We start from the raw sequence: 19,606 nt of genomic DNA, 5'->3' as shown, positions 1-19,606 counted from the left end.
CCAAATAAACAAAAATCAAGAACAACGACAATGTTAGAAAAACTCTTCGGCTTCGATCCAGCGAAGCACAACATCAAGACGGAAGTAATGGCTGGTATCACCACCTTCCTCACGATGGCATACATCCTTGCCGTTAATCCAAGCATTTTTTCGGTCCTCGCCTCCAAGGGCATGGTCACCAATGCCGTGTTCACCTCAACGGCTCTTGCTGCCATAATCGGAACACTGATGATGGCGATATACGCCAAGAAGCCGTTCGGACTCGCTCCCGGCATGGGGCTCAACGCCTTCTTCGTGTTTACCGTGTGTCTCACCATGGGATACTCATGGCAGTTTGCGCTCACGGCGATACTCATCGAGGGACTGATATTCGTGATTCTCACAATGACACGCATACGAACCCTTATCGTTGACTCCATACCGGCTTCAATCAAGCGGGCGATAGGAGCCGGAATCGGCATCTATATAGCATTTATCGGACTGAAGAATGCGGGCATCATAGTGGAGAGCTCCGCCACTTTCGTCACCATCGGCGACCTGCCTCACGGTTCGGCATTGCTCGGGTCGATAGGCATAGTGCTCACGTCGGTGCTCATTGCCAGACGCGTGCCGGGAGCATTGCTCATCGGAATACTCGCCACATCGCTGATAGGAATCCCGATGGGAATAACGAAATTCCAGGGAATAATGGACACTCCGCCGTCTATAGCACCTATTTTCTGCCAGTTTGATTTCCACAACATTTTCACCGTCGACATGGCCATCGTGGTGTTCACGTTCCTGTTCATCGACATGTTCGACACCATGGGCACGCTTGTCGGCGTATGCACCAAGGCAGGCATGATGAGAAAAGACGGACGCATTCATGGTCTGAACAAAGCGTTCATGGCTGATGCCGTGGCGACGATGGCTGGAGCGTGTCTGGGAGCAAGCACCACAACGACTTATGTGGAGAGTGCCGCCGGTGTGGCACAGGGCGGAAGGACCGGACTAACGGCTTTTGCCACGGCTCTCTGCTTCGTCGTGGCTCTCTTCTTCGCTCCCATCTTCCTCGCCATTCCTGCTGCCGCCACCACTCCGGTTCTCGTCATCGTGGGACTCTTCATGCTGTCGCCGATAAAAGACATCGACCTGAACAACTACACCGAAGCCATCCCCGCATTCATCACCATCGTGATGATGCCGCTGTCATACAGCATCTCCGACGGCATTCTCTGCGGCATCATAGCATACGTTGCCATAAACATCCTGTGCTGCAACTGGAAGAAGCTCAACCCTACGCTCTATATCCTCGCTGCCTTGTTCGTGATGAAATACATTTTCATTTAACCCCAAACGGGTCAGACGGGCAATTAGGCTTTATATTATAAAGAATTGTGATTGTCTCTATAAATAAAGAACCAAGGAATGACAAAAGTAATTTGCACATTCGGAGTAATTTGCTTAACTTTGTATTGTCACTGATAAAATAATCCGCATTATGGTAGAAAGATACATCAATCCACATACAGACTTTGGATTCAAGAGATTGTTTGGATCAGAATTCAACAAAGAGTTGCTGATAAGTTTTCTCAACGCTTTGTTCCGTGGAGAACAGAACGTGAAGGATGTTACCTACTTGAACTCAGAACAGCTCGGCGACCGCATAGACGCCAGGCGTGCAGTATTCGATGTGTTTTGTGAGAATGACAAAGGCGAAAAATTCATCGTAGAGATGCAAAATGTATATCAGGAGTTCTTCAAAGACCGAACAATATATTATTCAACATTTCCAATACGAGAGCAAGCGCAACGTGGCGGAGATTGGGACTTTCATCTCAATTCCGTATATACGATAGGATTGCTGAACTTCAACTTTGCAGAGGGTTTGCAGAACGCAAAGAGGTGGCATCATGAAGTGAAATTAATGGAAACAGACACCAAAGAGGTCTTCTATGACAAACTAACGTATGTATATGTAGAGATTCCCAAATTCGACAAAACAGAAAATGAACTTGAAACGATGTATGACAAATGGATGTTTGTACTGAAAAACCTCTCATCTCTAATGAAACGTCCCGCCTCGTTACAAGAGCGTGTGTTCACACGTCTGTTTGAACAAGCTGAAATTTCCAAGTTCAACCCACAGGAACTGAAATCATACGAAGATAGTGTAAATGCTTATCGCGACATCGTAAACGCAATCAAAACTGCAGAAAAGAAAAAGTTTGCAGAAGGAAAAGCAGAAGGAAAAGCAGAAATTGCCCGTGCCATGCTTGCAAAAGGAATGGATATGGAAGTGATTTCTGAATTGACAGGAATTTCAATTGGCGAACTTAAGGACTTATAAATCCTCCTTCAAACAACCACAACCGCATGACACCAACCATTCCATTCATCAAGGAGAAATTCGACGAATACAACAGGATGATGTTCGACGGCAAACTGCCCGACATACCCATAAGGCTTAGCAACGCCAAAGGGTTTCTCGGCATGTGCTGCTTCAAGAAGAAACGCAACGGATTGATGGGCAAGGTGGTGAACTACGATTTCGTGCTGCGCATCAACACACGGTTTGACCTGCCGCAGGAAATAGTGGAGGATACTATCATACACGAGATGATACACTACTACATCGCCAGCAACCAACTGAAGGACACGAGTGCCCACGGACGACTGTTCCGCACGATGATGAACAGCATAAACGCCAGATTCGGCAGACATATAGCCATATCACACAAACCTACGGAAACGCAGAAACAGCAGGCAAGGGAAGGCAGACGGTCATGGCATGTGGTGGCTGTGGTGACCTTCACCGACGGACGCACAGGAGTGAAGGTGTTGCCAAGAATCGTGGAACGGATAACCTACTACTACAACAATGTGCTCTCGGCAAAGGATGTATCAGCAATACAGCTCTATATGAGCAATGACACATTCTTCAACCAGTTTCCCAACTCCTCTGCACTCAAGGTCTCGATATGCGAAGAAGAAACTCTTAAGAGTCATCTCGCCGATGCGGAACGCATGGAATGCGACGGCAAAAGAATAATCCGCAACAGATAAGAGCCTCAACGAAACGGCAATAATGACAACTTAGACAACGATAATGACTTGACAAGGCGGCAATGACGACATGACAAGGCAACAACCACAAAAAACTTCCATCATAATCAGGGCTGAACTCCATACCAGTGAAGTTCAGCCCTAATTATTCATACTAGAAGTTCAGCCCTGATTATTATCGATAAACCTTTGGATTATCTTTGTTTTGCAGATAATAAAATTCTACCATAGCATTCATGGAATGAAAATCTCGCATAGGAGATGCCAGGCCTGCATCATCTCACGACCTTCCTCATGGTCTTGCCGTCTCTCACAATATATATACCCTTCGGCAGGACGGAGGAGTCTATGCGCATGCCATTGAGGTCGTAAACCTCCTTGCCCTGTAGAGCAGCACCGGCAGAGACGTCGTTGATGGCAGACACCACCTTGTTCTCCTGAACCAAGACAATCTTCATCTCTCCCACTCCATCGGTGATGGTGATGGTGGCATCCCGTTTGTCAATGCCGACAGGCAATGCGGAATACTCTATCTGCAGGTCGTCGGCGGTATATTCTCCTGGCTCGCTGACCACCTTACACCACTGTTCGTCCGACGTTGCCGTCTTCCATCCGAGCTTCGAGAAGATGGTCTTTGTGGCTACTCCGGCTTCTTTGTCCACAAACACTGTGTCGTTGTCTACCGTCACTTCTCCCTTGTCGCTGACTTTCGCCGACACCATCACGGAGTGTTTCACCACCGGGAATACGGCGAGTGATGTCTGTCCGCCAGGGGCAGCCTGGAAATAGCCCGTCAGCGGGCGCCACTCTCCATTCTTCAGCATATAGGCGGTGTTGCCGTGGTCGCGCATCGGAGCCATTGCGAAGGCGCATTCCATAGCGTCGTTTTTCTCCGGAATGCCGTCGATGACAACGAAGAACTCATCGTTGATGACATAATCCTTGCTGAGCTGCACTTCCACCACTCCGTCTTTGGTAGTCAGCGCATAGTTCAGTTCTGTCATCGTCCACGTGTCGAGCAGGTCTATCTTCTGGTCGGGGAGTCCGTCTTTTGATGTATAGAGCGAGAACGACACATTTGCAATCTGGTCTGTCAGTTCCTCTGCCGAGGCTTTGGTGAAGTTGACATACATACCGGTGAGGAGCATCGGCGTGGACGGCTTCGAGAATTTCTCTGCCCATGCCGTGATGCCGAGTTTGTTGGCTCCCGGCAGGGTAAGGTTGCCATCGGTGAAATTGGTCTGATATCCGTCCTTGGGTTCGAAATTCGTGATGTAGCCGTCGAACTGCACCTGTACGCTGTCGTCCTGGAACGTGTAGCCGGTCTCGTTCTGGGCGATGTGTGTTACATACCATTTGTTCATCTTCTCATGACTGAAATCCACGTCCTTTGTAGTGAATATACCCTTTGGCGTAAATATAGGGTCGGTGTTGTTTTTCAGTTCATACTCTGAATATATCGCCCATGAATACTGGTCGGGAAATCCTGTAGAGCGGTCGGTGTAATGCACGGTGGCGAGCGGTGCCATCATACGCATCCTCGTGGTGAGATCGCGGAATTCTGCCGGCCATCCCACCTGTGCCGTCGGCTCCTGTCCTTCAACGCTTACGAAGGCTGTCTTGGTCACCTCGTCTTCTTCATCGCCGGCTTTCACTTTCAGCGTTACGTCGTAGTTGCCGGGCTTGGTGTAATATACGGTAGGGTTCTGGTCGGTCGAGGTCTCCGGCGTGCCGCCGGGGAATGTCCATTCCCACGACTCCGGGGTGCCGGCGGTGAGGTCGGCAAACTGTATCTCCTCGCCTGTCTTCACGGCAATCTGGTCGATGGTGGTCATACTGCTCACCGTGAGTCCGTCCACATAGAAGTCGCCGAGGTATCCGCCAACGTTGAAGCCATCGTCGGTTCCCGGACCGTAGGTGAGGCGCAGCTTCACCGTCTTGCCGGCAAATTCGGTGAGGTCAGCATCCACCTTTCGCCATGCGCTTCCCTTGTCGGCAACGCTCGTGCTCTTCCAGAGGTCTGTCTGAGTGGCGAAGCCGTCGGCTGAAGCACTGATTGTCAGAGTGGCGTATTCGTTCCACATAGTGTCGAAGTATACGTATCCATGAAATTGTGCATTGGCGGGCACGTCGATGTCTTTGCTCGTTATCGTGCCGATGGTGCGGCGCACGATATTATATGGTCCGTCGATATGCAGCGATGCTTTATCGTCGGGGTCGATGCCCGTGAATGCCTTGTCGCCGGAGGGCTGCTTCAGGGTAAAGGTCACGTTGTTGCCTTCGCCATTGTCCTGGGTCCAGTCGGCAAGCGTACCGTTGTCGAAGTTCTCTGCCCATACCGTTTCCTGCCCTGTCGCGGCGTTCTTCACACTGAAGTCTGCCTTCACTCCCTTGGCATCGGCACGACGGATGGTGCGGGGCATGCTCGACGGAAATGGCGCAGGACGGTATTCCAGGCGTAATGCCTTACTGTCTTTGGCCGGATTGGCGGTTTGTATTTTGCCTACTAAGACCTTGTTGTCGTCGGTGGCGTATGCTGTATAGAACATGCCTGCCGCGACGGCTAAAACGAACGATGTGGTAAGTAATCTGTTCATAACGTTTTCCCTTTTGTTTATACTTTTGTTTCGCATGTATCCCACATGCTGCCATATTAACGAATTGTCTGCAAATTTATGTGTTTTAATTAAAAACCGCAAGAATATAACGTATAAACAGCTATTTTTGACTACAAATAAGACAATCGAACCCCAATCGGTCATTAGACCGTTTTAATGCTGTGTTTTATAACTGCTTGCAGTCTTTTGTTTTTTATAAGGTGTCTTTTGCCTGTTTTTAATTCGCAATAGCCCACTATTACTCATTAAAATCCAAACGAAATCCACTCTTCTAAAAAACAAAATCCAAGCAAGCCCTAATGCCCGATTTGGGTTAACAGAGTTACCAGTTATTCTTCCGCTCTTTCTTTTTATTTGAATACTCCGTTTTATAGGTTCTAATTCCAATTAATATTAAAAATGTGCAAGTTTGCCACTTTTTGATATTAAAAATGTGTATTTTTGCCGAAAAATCATATTAATGAAGGAATTATGGCAGAAATACAAAGAGGTATATTAGATAAATTGAAGGCGTGGAAGGAGAATCCGCGTCGCAAACCCTTGGTGTTGCAGGGCGCACGCCAAGTAGGTAAGTCGTGGGCATTGAAGAAGTTTGGCAGGGAATCTTTTGAGGATATGGTATACATCAACTTCGATACGATGCCAGCCATGAAGGAGGATTTTAAACGTACCAAGGAACCCTTGAAACTCATTAAGTCGATGGAGCTGATGACGGGGAAGAAAATTTCTCCAACTTCCACTCTGATTGTTCTTGATGAGATTCAGGAATGCAATGAAGCTTTGAATAGCTTGAAATATTTCTGTGAGGATGCTCCTGAGTACGCTGTTGCGTGCGCAGGTTCACTCCTGGGTGTGGCTCTTAATCGTACAGGAGCGTCTTTCCCTGTGGGCAAGGTGGACTTCATGACGCTTTATCCCGTATCGTTTGCTGAATATCTGAGGGCAGCAGATGCTCAGCTCTATCATTCTTATCAGATGATAGATGAGGTGATGGCTGTGCCCGAGGTGTTGCACCAGCAGCTGATAGATGCTTACAAGTTGTATCTTGTGTTAGGAGGAATGCCCGAGGCGGTAAGTGTCTACATCGATACTCGTTCGTGGGCGGAAGTAAAGGTGGTTCAGGATGCTATCCTCCAGTCTTATTCCCTGGATTTTGCCAAGCACATCAGCAACAAGGATATCCCACGTGTGTTTCAGGTTTGGGGCAATTTGCAGAATCAGCTGGCTCGTGAGGACAAGAAGTTCCGTTATGCTGATATTCAGAAAGGGGCTAGGGCACGTGAGTATGAGGGAGCCATCGAATGGTTGTGCCTGGCTGGATTGGTGCATCGGGTTTCGGCGATAGGAACTCCTCGCCTGCCGCTCTCTGCCTATAAAAAAGACAATGCCTTTAAGCTTTATCTCAATGATGTGGGGTTATTGGGGCGCAAGTTTGATTTGGATGCTACTACGATATTGATGGGCGACAATCTCTTTACGGAGTTCAAGGGAGTGATGGCAGAAAACTATGTCCTTCAGGCTTTGGTTCGCCAGTATGGCAGTCAGCATTATTATTGGACTTCTGGCAATACGGCAGAAGTGGAGTTTCTTTTGCAGGATACAGGTAAAATCATTCCTATCGAGGTTAAGGCTGATAAGAATGTCACGGCGAAGAGCCTGGCGTATTATCGTAAGCAATATCTCCCTAAACTATCAATTCGCCTTTCTGCTCTTAACATGAGGAAGGACGATGATTTGCTTAATCTTCCATTATATCTGGTTGATAAATTGAAAATGTTTGTGGGGAATATTGAGCTTAATGAATAAATGGCAAGCCAAAAAGAGCTTTGGATTATAACGCTATTGCAAAAGCTTACTACGCTAACCCTTTAAAAAAAATGCCGTTAGCGTAGTAAACCTTTCATTTTTTCGCTTCTTCCTTGTGTCCTTCACATTTATCTTTTTCGCCTTTGTATTTAGAGCCTTATAACTAACCATAAAGCCTTGATTTTCAAAACTCTTTGATTTTTAACACTTTCCGAGTGCTTTTTGGCAGTTCCCTATTTTCCACATATTATTGCAGCGTATTTCTACCGTGGAGAAATTGCGGAGCTTTTATTTTGTCATATTGTGAACGTAGTTGACAAGGGTTTACGAGTGGTTACGATGAAGGACAAATTTGAAGCTGATTGGCAGTATTATATCGTGGACAGGGTTGACAAAGGTTATCAATGGTTCACTTCTCTAAGCATTTGGATTGCTGGTAAATAATTCTGTGCAACAGCCTTCTTTAACCAGAAAAATCCTTTTTTTTTCTGTGGGGTCTCAAAAGCAGATATATACAAATCTGCTAATAACATTTGAGCTTCTGCATTACCTTGCTTGGCTACGTAAAGTAGTAAGGATTCTGCCTCACATAGTAATCTGTGTATCCTAATCGAACAAAAAGGAGGATATTCATCCTCTAGCCCAGGCATTTCAGGAGGATAGTTATTAATCGCTTCTCGTATAATATCCTTAGCCCTCATCAATTGCTTTTGTTCTTCTGATAATTGTTGCGTAAAAGCATCATCTACACAAACGAGAATCGTCTTAAAACAATCAAGTGCTTTATATAAGAATGCATTATCTGTGATAACAATTGTATCGATACCGACAGCCTTTAAACCATGGGTAACTCCAGCATAATTGAATAGCGTACATCTATCCTTTTCTTTCGATAGGGAACCATGCATATAGAGATTACGTAGTAACCTATAAATAGAGTTGGCATACTCTACATTTTCTTCTATACAAGTTATCTCTTCTCCGTACTTTGTCTTATATGCTTTAAGAATTGAATCAAGTATTTGTGATGGCTGGGTGGCATTGTTTGCAATTTTATAATACAGGACTATTTCGTTGAGCATTGTCTCATAGTATGAAGAAATCGCACAAAACAGAATCTTTCTGCTTTCCGTCATCAAACAATACGACCTTTCCTCAACATCATTAAAACTATTCAAGATTGTATGATAGACCTCATAATCTCCATCGGAATTATCTCGCGCCAATCGGTCAGCTTCTTCCTCTGTCTGTTTTAATAGCGTTTGGTATCTGTAAGCTATATCCGTTATCATATGTGATAAAATCCCATATTGGGTTTCTATCATCGCCCTAATATTTGTATATCCTTTTGCGAACATTTGTTTCCGTTATTAAAATCCTAATAAATCGTAGTCAACACCAGAACCAGGGTAATCGCCTTCCATTCCATCTGTTAGTGCATCCCAACGTTCTGCTTCATAGTTATGATAGGTATTATTATCTTGTTTATATTCTTCATAATCAATCCATTTTCCATTTTTATCAATATGTCCATTACCACCATAATCATTAACACTTGCAATTCCATCATTAAATGGATATGCCCACTTATATCGGAAAGGTATGACTGTTTCATTCATTTCATTTATGTATCCCCACTTATTTTTAAAAGCCACCGGTGCCAATCCCTCTGCAAAAGATTTTGCTTCAGAAAAACGGGAAGGGATAATCTGAATTCCGTACTTGTTAATATATCCCCATTTATCGAATTCTTTTACACCAGCCATTCCTTCCTTAAAATCCAATACTTCTTCATATTTCCCTCCTACAAATTCACCATCTGAGTTTATAAATCTCCAATAAAAATGTTGATAAACAGCCGCCATACCATCAGAAAAAGGTCTTGCTTTCTCATAAATACAGTCAATAACTAAGTTGTTGCTTTTGTTAATATAACCCCACAAGCCATCATTTAAAACCAATATCAATTCCTCATTGGGTTTTATCATGAAATCTGGACAAAAGTGAACAGAATACCCACTCTGTTTCTCTCCGTGAAAATATTGGCATGGAATAATCTCTTTATTTTCTGACAAATCAAAAATACCCCAGTTCTCACCCTGGCGTACTTGTATATATTTCCCATCTAAAGTTGCTAGTCCGTCATATTCTTTTTCATTCATTGTAATACCATTTTCTATTGAAAGAATTTTATATTTCAAAGTGTCATCTGTTTTAGAGTACTTTGAAATAGCAATAATATGATTATTGAAAATAACTTCAATGTTATATACCAGCTCATTGATGGTAAAAAACTGACGTGATAGAACATCAAACACAGTACATGATTTTGCAGAATAACCAACAATATACCTATTATCGGCTGCATACAAGAAATCCTGCCAGATATATTGTTTGTTTGAATGAAATACAATCCTATCGTAAACACAATTAAGTAGATATTGATTTGAATTGGCTATTTCAATCAAACCATACTTATTACCGTCTGTAATACATAAAAATCCCCTGTCTAATAAATTATTATTATCGGCATTACTAAAAGATGCAAAGCCTGGATATTTGCACGGAACAACAATTTTCCCAATTTCATTTACCAGACCATAACACCCATTTTTCTGTACAACTAAATAATGGTATGCAAAGTCAGGCCCACATCTGTTATATTTAAAAATGTACGAGCAATCAAGGATCACTTTCAATTGTTTGTCTATCAATCCATAACCCTTATCTCCTTTTATTACTGCAAATCCATGAGTATCGAATGATGACATAATCTCTCCGATCTCATTATTTGATGAATCCATCAAAAAAGAATCGGTAAGTCCTATGCCATTTTTGCGTTTTTCTATCCAATTTGAATTGGAGTGCTTTGTATAATCCAATTTGTTTAATTGTGAATTCATTTTTTTTAATTTAGTTATTGCTGATTTGCCAATGACCACCTTTGTCGGAACCTATGCGTTGAATAATACCTTTATCAACCATCATCTTCAGACGACGCTTCACACTACTTTCATGAAGTCCCATTTTGTGTGAAATTTCGCTTCTACTTATTTGTGGCTTTTCCTTGATTAGTTCTAAAATCATTTTTATCTGGTCGCTTATCTGGTCGCTTTCTGGTCGCTTCTGGTCGGATATAGTCTTTTCTTGCCCTTCCTCCAATACGTTAGCCCACACAGAGGCTTTCATGATGAAAGCGACAAGATGATATTGAGGTTCCTTCGTGCCGATGGCAGAAAGCTCACGACACATACGGTCAACTCCTTCACCGAACTCCTTTACATAGTCGTAGGCTTTCAGATATTCGGCAATCTTTGGGTTGCGAGAGAAGTGGGTGTGGCGGATATTGTCGGTGCGGACGATACCTGGCAGCTTACCGGGGGTCTCGAACACAAGTCGGTCGTCAAACATCTTTATCTGTATCTCCGTTCCTTTGATGCTATAATCGCGGTGGCAAACCGAGTTTACCGTCATCTCTTGTATCACGAACTTAGGATATTCCCTGTCGGTCTTGAAGAGTCCGTCCTCACCGAGATAGGAATGTTCCTTCACTTGCGTTTCGAGGTAGTCGATGGTTTTCTGTATCTGGTCGAGGATGCGCCCCTCGAAGGTGACATCCTTGATGACGTTCATTTCCCTGCCGACTTTCTCTTCCGTACCATAGTACTTGATAAAACGGACACGGGCACGAGGGAAGAAGTTCTGGGGACGCTTACCGAAGAGCAAGATGCAGGCAGTGCTGACTTGTGGTACATCGCCCTTGTAAGTCAGAAATCCTTTGTTCTCTTGCAGGTATTCCATTGGAGACTTGCCATAACCAATGCGCTTCATATATGCTTTTACGGTATCCATGTCGATATCCTCGATAGTGGCATCGTAGGCAGGGCTGTCCTCATAGTATCGTTCACCCTTGTCATACATCAGTTGCAGACGTTCCTCAAAGGGTAGCTTACGCGACTTGTCGCCCACCCGCCAAAACACCTCATCGGCTTGGTTGGCATGGAGGCGAGGACTGGCCGGGACATGGATTATCAGTATGTGGTTGTCATTGCCCTCGCTGTCTTGGCAAGGCATGAACTCTGTCGTAACAGAAATGGTGGGTACACAGAAATCAAACGGAGTGCGAAGTATCTCGTTCAAATGAGCCTTGTCTTGGTTGACACCCTCGATACGACGAGTCTTGTCGGATATACCTACGGCTATCATGCCGCCATCGGCATTTGCCATAGCGACAATAGTGTTGGCGAGAGCCTTCGGTTCTATATGAATGCTCTTGCAGTCGAAAGTCTGCCCTTCGGGCATCTGACGTATCTCTTCGATAGTATATCTCATATTCTGTTCATTCCACTTTTGTATGGCAAATCAACTCGTGTATATCCACATTGAGAACATCGGCTATTTGTGCCAATGTCTTCAAGTCGGGTTGTGCGTGGTTGTTGCATCACTTCGATACTGTGGCAGGGTCTTTATGTAATGTCTTTGCCAACCATTTACTCATAATACCTCTTTCTGCCAATACGGTCTTGACACGATTTAAATCCGCCATGCTTCAATTATTTGTTCCATTTCATGGCACCTTTTCTCGCCATGGCAAAGCTCAAGCAAGCTTGGCTCTGCTCATCTGACTTAACGAAAACGTTGTGTTTGCCGCAAAGTTACTGCTTTTAACCGGGAATAAAGATTATATCCACATAAAGTTGCCCAAAAGAGTGTTATTTTCTCAAATACAAGGCGTTTGACTTTATACCTCTTTTTATATACAGACAATAAGGTAAATAGGTCCAACCAAGGGATTGAATATCGTGAAGTATAGCGATGGTAGCGTGAAAAAAGTGGCTGTAGAATAAGATGAAAGCATCCTTATAATATTTGGGGCACGACCAATCGTGCCCCTTTTTGTTTCTAATCTGTCTTATTTCTTAACTTTTTTGTCTTTTATTGCCCCAAAAGTATGTTTTTCTCGAGATTTATGAATCTTGATGACAAAATATTGTATCTTTGCGATGCTTATTTAACGCGCATTAATTTAACGGCTGTTACATTATGAAGTTTTATGATCGGAAAAAGGAGATAGAGATACTGCGCAGGAACTGGGAAAAATCGGCTAAGCATTCCCTTTTTACTGTGATGATAGGCAGAAGACGTATCGGAAAGACGCTTCTTTTGCTCAAGACGGAGCAAGAGCAGAAGATGCTGTATCTATATGTGTCGAAGGACAACGAACGTGTATTGGCGGAGAAATTCCAAAAGGCAGCTGAGGAAGTGCTGGGACTTCAAGTATATGGTAGAATGGAGACTTTTGCACAGTTCTTCGAGCAAATCATGAAGTATGGAAAGGAACATCATTTTACCATCGTCTTCGATGAGTTCCAAAACTTCTTGAATGTGAATCCAGCCATCCCAAGCCATATTCAGAACATTTGGGATAGATACCACGAATCAACCATGGTCAATCTCGTGGCTTGTGGCAGCATCTATAGCATGATGCACAAAATCTTCGATAACGATGACGAGCCTCTATATGGCAGGAAGGATTGCGAGATAAGGCTCAAGCCATTTAGGATAAGCGTTATCAAGGAAATCTTGCATGACTACAACCCCAACTATACTTCTGAAGACTTGCTTTGCCTGTATATGTTGACTGGTGGTGTAGCTAAATACATCGCCTTGCTGATGGATGCAGGAGCGACCGACAAAGAGAGTATGCTCCGTTGGGCAACAAGCTCGGAAAGTCCTTTAATCACAGAGGGTAAGGAAATTGTGTTGTCGGAGTTTGGCAAGGATTATGCCAACTATCTCAGCATCATGCAGCTGGTAGCTGGGGGAATGACGGTTCAGAACCAGATAGATAATATCATCGGCAAGAATACGGGTACCTATCTGAAGCGACTGGAGGAAGACTATAACTATGTGAGCAAGTTGACACCGATGTTTAGCAAGCCTGGCAGTAGAAACCTCAGGTGGAGTGTGGAAGATTGCTTCCTGCGCTTCTGGTTCCGTTTCGTCTTGCCTAATCAAGCTTTGATAGAAACGGAGCGCAACGACTTGCTCTTGGAAATCGTGGAGCGAGATTACAATGACTATACGGAACTAGTACTGGAACAATATTTTCGCCAAAAGATTGCTGAGGAGGAGCGTGTTACCTTGGTTGGAAATTATTGGGACAGGAAAGGAATGAACGAGATAGACCTTATCGCACTCAACGATATTGACAAGACGGCATTGGTGGCAGAAGTGAAGCGTAATGCCGACCGATATAATCCTAAACTCTTACAGGAGAAATTTGAATCGATTCGTAGTAATTTCGGAAAGTATAACGAAGTGCAGCTGATAGGCTTGTCTATGCAGGATATGTAAGGCTGATACATAGAAAGATAAAGAGCGGAAGAACAACCATGGGTTAACAGAGTTAACAGTTAACAGGTGTTTTTTCGCTCTTTCTTCTCTAAACTTTTCATTTTTTCGCTCCTTCCTTGTGTGCCTTCACATTTATCTTTTTGTCTTTGTATCAAAAAGGATTCTGAAAAAGGTGTTACATTTATAATATTTTAAATAGCAGACTATGTCTGTACACATGTTTAAAAAGAATATAAACTAAAATAATAGAACTATGAGAAAAAGAAAACCGTGTCAGAAACTAATCCGACACGGTTCCTTTTTGCAAACTGCATTTTCATATATTGCGGCATTACAGGAATGCCTTTCCTACAGATCTCATTTTCACTTTCTGGTCACTCTGAACCAGTCGGCATCAATCCAGCCACGGTTGGTCTTCTGTCCTGGCTCGTATGCCACGAAGCCTATCTTGGCTCCTATCCACTTGCCTTCGCGCATGGTGAACTCGGTGCCACACTTGGTGTACTTCTTGCCGTCGAGACTGTAAGAGAAGTGCATCTTGCCATCGTTCACGCTCATACGCATATAGATATCGATGTGAGTGCCTGGCTGATAGTCTATCTGGTCTACTGCCGTTGGCTTGAGTGTGGCGATAAGCTGCTCTGTCTGCGGTTTGCCCTTGTCGGCGCTCTTGCATGAAATCTGAAGGAGCTGGAAATCATTGCCCACTCGCTTCACCACAAGGCCAGAATAGTCAAGACCCATCATCAGCAGTCCGCCGGTCTGGTTCTGGTCTTTTGATGTGAAACGGATTTTGGTGGTGGCTGTGAACTTGTCGGCTGGTGTCTTCTGCAGCAGCAGGTTGGGCACTTCCCAGAGGTTCTGGAATTTCTCCGACACCTTGTGGGTGTATACTCTATACGAACCGAAGGCTGTCGGCATACCGAAGGTCTCATTGTAGTTGGCATGCCATTGCCATTGCAGTCCGAGTCTGGTGTCGCTGAACTCATCGCTCTCTGCAGGATTCACCACCTGCACCTTGCCTGAGGTCTTCGGCTTGCGGTATGTCGTGACGGGTTCGCCACAGTAGTCGCCGTCTTTATCGATGCCCATCACAGGCCAGTTGTCCTTCCATGTCACAGGCTGCAGATGCACCACGCGGCCGTAGGCTTCCTTGTCCTGAAAATGCAGAAACCAGTCTTCGCCGAATTTGGTGTGTACCCATGCGCCCTGATGAGGACCGTTTATCTTTGTCTTGCCCTGGGCGAGAACCACCTTGCTCTCGTATGGACCGAACGGATTCTTGGAGCGCATCGCCACCTGGAAGCCAGTCGGCACTCCGCCGGCAGGAAACATCACCCAATACCATCCGTCGCGCTTGTATATCTTCGGTCCTTCGCAAGTGCGGCTCTCGGTGCCGTTGCCGTCGTAGATAATCACGGGGTTGCCGATGGGTTTAGTACCGTCGGCAGACAACTCACGGATAGCGATTACGGAGGCGAAACGCGAACGGCTGTTGGCGTATGCGTTGACGAGATAGCAGCGGCCGTCGTCATCCCAGAGTGGTGTGGTGTCTATCAGTCCCTTGCCCGGAATCACACACAGCGGCTTCGACCATTCGCCGGCGGGGTCTTTTGCCTTCACCATAAACACGCCATGGTCGGGATCGCCCCAATAGATATAGAACTCGCCGTTGTGATAGCGTATTGACGGTGCCCAGATGCCGTTGCCATGGGATGGCCGGTCGAATTCCTGCTTCGGCTCCAGTTCCTTAACGGCATGGCCTACTATCTCCCAGTTTACCAGATCCTTGGAATGGAGGATGGGCAGACCGGGGATGCAGTTGAACGAACTTGCCGTGAGGTAATAGTCTTCGCCGGCGACACACACGTCGGGGTCGCTATAGTCGGCATTGATAACGGGGTTGGTGTAGGTGCCGTTGCCATTGTCTGGGCTCCACACCTGCGACTTGTACTGTGCCAGCGCTGCCATAGGCAATGCGAGCATCATCAGCAGAAGGTGCTTTCTTTTCATAATCGGTTATGCTATTTTGATTTGTTAGTGATTGTCTGTTTCGCCTTACAACACGTTGACGTATTCGCCTTCGATGCGTTGCAGCTTCAGCTGGTAGTTCACGTCGTGTACGATGCTCATCAACCGTGCGTGCTCGTCATCACCGCCATAGAGCGAGAGGGCAAGATGCCCCATCGTGCGGCGCAGGTTTATCTCCACACACGGATGGAGCAGGAACCTGTTGCCTTCGGCTCCAGCCACAACCATCATGTCGACGCCGAATTCTCCCGCATAGCGTCCGGAGAGCATGGCGGTGAGATTCTGCTCCAGACGACTGGCTATGTCGTCGAGAAGCGTCTCGCTGACATAGCGGCTGAGAATGTCGCGCTTGAACCGCTCGCTGCCCACCACATTGCCCGTATACTGGGCGTTGAGGGTCTTGAACACCGACAGTCCGCAATATCTCACGCCTCCATCGGGAGTGGAGACGAACTCCATGGCGAAGTCGCACATCTTGTTATAGCGGGGTTCTATCATCACCTTGCCCTGGTGTTGCAGCGTGTGTCTTATCCATGACAGTTTGGGCTGGTCGGCAGCGTCGCTGACATAGCGCACTCCCCTGCCCGACGAGCTCCACGGGGCTTTCACCACGGCATTGCCCAGCTGGCGGATGATGCTGCAGGCCTCATCCATGGCAGTAGCCACGAAGCTCTCGCCACAGGTATCGCCTTCAATTCCTTTTCTCACCGCGTGCAGCATTTCCTTCGTCTGCTCGCGGTCTGAGAAGCGGCGCACGTCGGCAAGCTGTCCCTCGGTGGGCAGGATGTCGGCGGCGACTCCGTTTTCGGCGAGTTCCGCACATACCCTGCGGTCCCATCCCCAGGGCTTCACGCCATCAAGGGGCAGCGAGGCGAGGTCGGTCTTCTCCACGAACAGCACGTCGGCAATCATCCCCTTATACTGTTTGGATGCTTTCAGGGCATATTTGATGTCGTCAACGAGGACGGCATCTCCATCTTTCGCCCAGAAAGCGGGCAGAAAACCAAGATTCATACGCATCTCCTGAGCCACATGGGGTATCGTGAGGTGTGGCACGTCATAAGCGAGTGCTATATCGTGTTCGGGGTTGAATATATGTAAATCCACGTGCTGTATCGTTACCGTTGTTTGTTTTCTTTATCCTATTGAAATGACCATCCCAAAAACATTTCTTCTCTTATTATGGAAGTCATATTCTTTATCGAGTGCAAAATTAAATAAAAAAGCGTACATTTGCACTTATTAAAAGACAAAAAATGAATAACGACCCAACGATATGCGCAATAGCCACCGCACAGGGCGGTGCGATAGGAATAATAAGAGTCTCTGGCAATGAGGCGATTGAGATAACAGAAAAGATATTCTCGCCGGCGGGAAAAACCGACAGGCAGCTGCACGACAGAGCGCCATACTCCATCGCCTTCGGCAGGATAACCGACGGGAAGGGAGAGACCGTGGACGAAGTGCTGGTGAGCGTGTTCCGTGCTCCTCATTCTTACACGGGCGAAGACTCCACGGAGATTTCCTGTCATGGCTCGGCGTATATACTGCAGAGGGTGATGACGCTGCTGATAGAGAACGGCTGCGCGGCTGCCGGACCGGGTGAGTTCACTCAGCGTGCCTTCCTCAACGGCAAGATGGACCTCTCGCAGGCTGAAGCCGTGGCTGACCTCATCAGCTCTACCAACAAGGCCACTCACGACATGGCACTCAGCCAACTGAAGGGACACTTCAGCAACGAGCTGTCTGACCTGCGCGAGCATCTGCTGAAGCTCACCTCGCTACTGGAACTGGAACTTGACTTCTCTGACCACGAGGAACTGGAGTTTGCCGACCGCACGGAGCTATACGCCCTTGCCAACGACATCCATCAGCGACTCGTATCTCTCATCCATTCGTTTGAAATCGGAAACGCACTGAAAAACGGCATACCGGTGGCTATCGTCGGCAACACCAACGTGGGAAAGAGCACGCTGCTCAACCTCCTGCTACATGAGGAGAAGGCTATCGTGAGCGACGTACACGGCACGACACGCGATTTCATTGAAGACTCCACCATCATCAACGGCATACAGTTCCGCTTCGTCGACACCGCCGGCATCCGTGACACCGACGACGTAGTGGAAAGCATCGGCATAGAGCGCACTTACCAGAAGATGCAGGAGGCGAAGATAGTGCTCTGGCTTATCGACCGGCAGCCGACAACGGCTGAAATCGACGACATAAAGGAGCATGTGGACGGAAAGAGACTCATCGTGGTGAGAAACAAGATTGACAAGTCTGGCGAAACGACTTCGGCTGACGAGTCTGTCAAGACCCCTTCTGCCGCTACCGGTCTGGCATCAGACTGGTTGTCTGACTCCTTGGCCGGTACCGGCTACAAGACAGTGGACATCAGCGCAAAATACGGCACCAACATTCCACAGCTTGAGCAGCTCATCGTAGAGGCTGCCGACATACCCCAGATTTCAGAGAGCGACATCGTGATAACTTCTGCCCGCCACTACTCTGCCCTTCTCCGTGCCGACGAATGTCTGCAGCGTGTCATCGACTCCATGAACATCGGTCTCAGCGGCGACCTCCTTGCAGAAGACCTCCGCATGGTCATCGACCACCTCGCCGACATCACCGGCGAAGAGCGGATAACAACAGAAGAAACGCTCCAGAAAATATTCCGGGAGTTCTGCATCGGCAAGTGAATGGTATAAAAAAACTTGGATGTCAATTAAATGTCACATAAATATTATAATTTGGGAGCCTCTATTTTTCCTTACTGACATGCAAGAATAGTTATAACTTGTTGGCGGAATTAAGTTATGTTGATAGATATAAGTAAAAGTTGCCAATATCGATGATTCTCAGTAAAAACAAGAATTTCCGAAAAAACTGTCAGACCATCTGGTTTTTGGTTGTAACATTCTGACAGACAGACAGTTGACCAATTGGCGATTGTCAGCCAATTGTCTGGATGGTTTGCTGATGGAAGGGGCGATATTTTTTGAGACTCTATACAATAGCATCGCGGATACGTTTACGGACCGTATATACTGGCATCGCGGATACGCTTACAATTGTCAGATGTAAGGAATTGTATGCGTTGGCAGAATTCCGGGAACAGGAATATGGGTATTACGACATTAACTTATTGGGCATCTGCCTGACTACAATTATGCCCATCCGGGGTAAGCAGCGTGCCCATGATGGGCAAGCACCTTGCCCCAGTTGGGCAAGCAGCGTGCCCCAGTTGGGCAGAATTGATGTCAGACAGATGCCCCAAAACTTCATTTCCTCTCATCAGCAAACCATCCAGACAATTCAAAACAACCATCTGGTCGCGAACAGTCTGTACGTCAATGCGTTACGGCGAAAACCTGATAATCTGACAGTTTTGACTGTTTTTTTGGAAATATCACATTTAACCCCAATTCGGGATAAAATAGTACCCCAATTCGGGATAAAATAGTGATTAGTTGCATGTGAAGACAGATACACGAGTTCTCTTCTCATGCTCATCAGACATGAGCTATATATAAAGAATCGAAAGAGATTATTCTGTCCTTAGAACAATGTAAGTTGCTTCGTGTCTTCGATTCAGTATCCATACAATGGCTTTGGCTTGTTATCAAAGAAACAATATGCTCCCAAGGCTGAAATAAGGTTCATGATAAAGTTGCTTACAGATCTATGGCGTGAATGTACAATCTGTGCCGTATTCTTCAGCATGTCGTTAATGGTTTCGATAATGTATC

Annotated in this window: 13 protein-coding genes; 6 read left to right on the top strand and 7 right to left on the bottom strand. The window is 46.1% G+C overall.

Annotated features, from left to right (window positions below; all coding sequences use genetic code 11):
- Positions 1-30 precede the first annotated feature (30 nt).
- From ST42_RS05760 to ST42_RS13155, 3 genes are all read left to right on the top strand, one after another.
- Positions 31-1,329: an NCS2 family permease gene (locus ST42_RS05760; RefSeq protein ID WP_082028594.1), complete on the top strand. Its 1,299-nt coding sequence runs from the start codon at positions 31-33 to the stop codon at positions 1,327-1,329.
- Between the two features lie 151 nt (positions 1,330-1,480).
- A complete protein-coding gene (locus ST42_RS05755) occupies positions 1,481-2,329 on the top strand; it encodes an Rpn family recombination-promoting nuclease/putative transposase (protein WP_022317404.1) in 849 nt (282 codons plus the stop codon).
- 26 nt (positions 2,330-2,355) lie between these two features.
- Complete coding sequence (locus tag ST42_RS13155) at positions 2,356-3,045, top strand: SprT-like domain-containing protein (protein ID WP_052488254.1); 690 nt, start codon at positions 2,356-2,358, stop codon at positions 3,043-3,045.
- A gap of 275 nt (positions 3,046-3,320) precedes the next feature.
- Here the strand turns inward: ST42_RS13155 and ST42_RS05745 are convergent, their stop codons facing one another.
- A complete protein-coding gene (locus ST42_RS05745) occupies positions 3,321-5,642 on the bottom strand; it encodes a PKD domain-containing protein (RefSeq protein WP_231556934.1) in 2,322 nt (773 codons plus the stop codon).
- Positions 5,643-6,134: 492 nt separating this feature from the next.
- Between ST42_RS05745 and ST42_RS05740 the strand changes: the two genes are divergently transcribed.
- On the top strand, positions 6,135-7,469 hold the full coding sequence (locus ST42_RS05740; protein WP_044072779.1) for an ATP-binding protein: 1,335 nt from the start codon (positions 6,135-6,137) through the stop codon (positions 7,467-7,469).
- A 401-nt stretch (positions 7,470-7,870) separates the two neighbouring features.
- Here the strand turns inward: ST42_RS05740 and ST42_RS05735 are convergent, their stop codons facing one another.
- The 3 genes from ST42_RS05735 to ST42_RS05725 are packed head-to-tail and all read right to left on the bottom strand — an operon-like array spanning position 7,871 to position 11,801.
- Positions 7,871-8,827, bottom strand: a complete 957-nt coding sequence (locus ST42_RS05735) for an SEL1-like repeat protein (protein WP_044072778.1) — start codon at positions 8,825-8,827, stop codon at positions 7,871-7,873.
- A gap of 12 nt (positions 8,828-8,839) precedes the next feature.
- Positions 8,840-10,372, bottom strand: coding sequence for a WG repeat-containing protein (locus ST42_RS13150; RefSeq protein ID WP_052488253.1), 1,533 nt, complete (start codon positions 10,370-10,372; stop codon positions 8,840-8,842).
- A 10-nt stretch (positions 10,373-10,382) separates the two neighbouring features.
- The gene (locus ST42_RS05725; RefSeq protein WP_044072776.1) at positions 10,383-11,801 is read right to left on the bottom strand and encodes an RNA-binding domain-containing protein; all 1,419 of its coding nucleotides are present in this window, start codon (positions 11,799-11,801) and stop codon (positions 10,383-10,385) included.
- A gap of 711 nt (positions 11,802-12,512) precedes the next feature.
- Here ST42_RS05725 and ST42_RS05720 point away from each other — a divergent pair.
- Positions 12,513-13,826: an ATP-binding protein gene (locus ST42_RS05720; protein WP_044072774.1), complete on the top strand. Its 1,314-nt coding sequence runs from the start codon at positions 12,513-12,515 to the stop codon at positions 13,824-13,826.
- A gap of 363 nt (positions 13,827-14,189) precedes the next feature.
- Here the strand turns inward: ST42_RS05720 and ST42_RS05715 are convergent, their stop codons facing one another.
- The gene (locus ST42_RS05715; RefSeq protein WP_044072772.1) at positions 14,190-15,839 is read right to left on the bottom strand and encodes a glycoside hydrolase family 43 protein; all 1,650 of its coding nucleotides are present in this window, start codon (positions 15,837-15,839) and stop codon (positions 14,190-14,192) included.
- A gap of 45 nt (positions 15,840-15,884) precedes the next feature.
- The gene (locus tag ST42_RS05710; RefSeq protein WP_044072770.1) at positions 15,885-16,964 is read right to left on the bottom strand and encodes a hypothetical protein; all 1,080 of its coding nucleotides are present in this window, start codon (positions 16,962-16,964) and stop codon (positions 15,885-15,887) included.
- A 149-nt stretch (positions 16,965-17,113) separates the two neighbouring features.
- Here ST42_RS05710 and mnmE point away from each other — a divergent pair, with 149 nt between their 5' ends.
- Positions 17,114-18,556, top strand: a complete 1,443-nt coding sequence (mnmE, locus tag ST42_RS05705) for a tRNA uridine-5-carboxymethylaminomethyl(34) synthesis GTPase MnmE (protein ID WP_044072768.1) — start codon at positions 17,114-17,116, stop codon at positions 18,554-18,556.
- Between the two features lie 892 nt (positions 18,557-19,448).
- Here mnmE and ST42_RS05695 read toward each other — a convergent pair.
- The coding region (locus tag ST42_RS05695) for a transposase (protein ID WP_231556937.1) at positions 19,449-19,606 on the bottom strand (158 nt) is incomplete at its 5' end.

The organism is Prevotella pectinovora (assembly GCF_000834015.1).
Lineage (GTDB): Bacteria > Bacteroidota > Bacteroidia > Bacteroidales > Bacteroidaceae > Prevotella > Prevotella pectinovora.
This window is presented reverse-complemented; position numbering and strand designations above follow the sequence as displayed.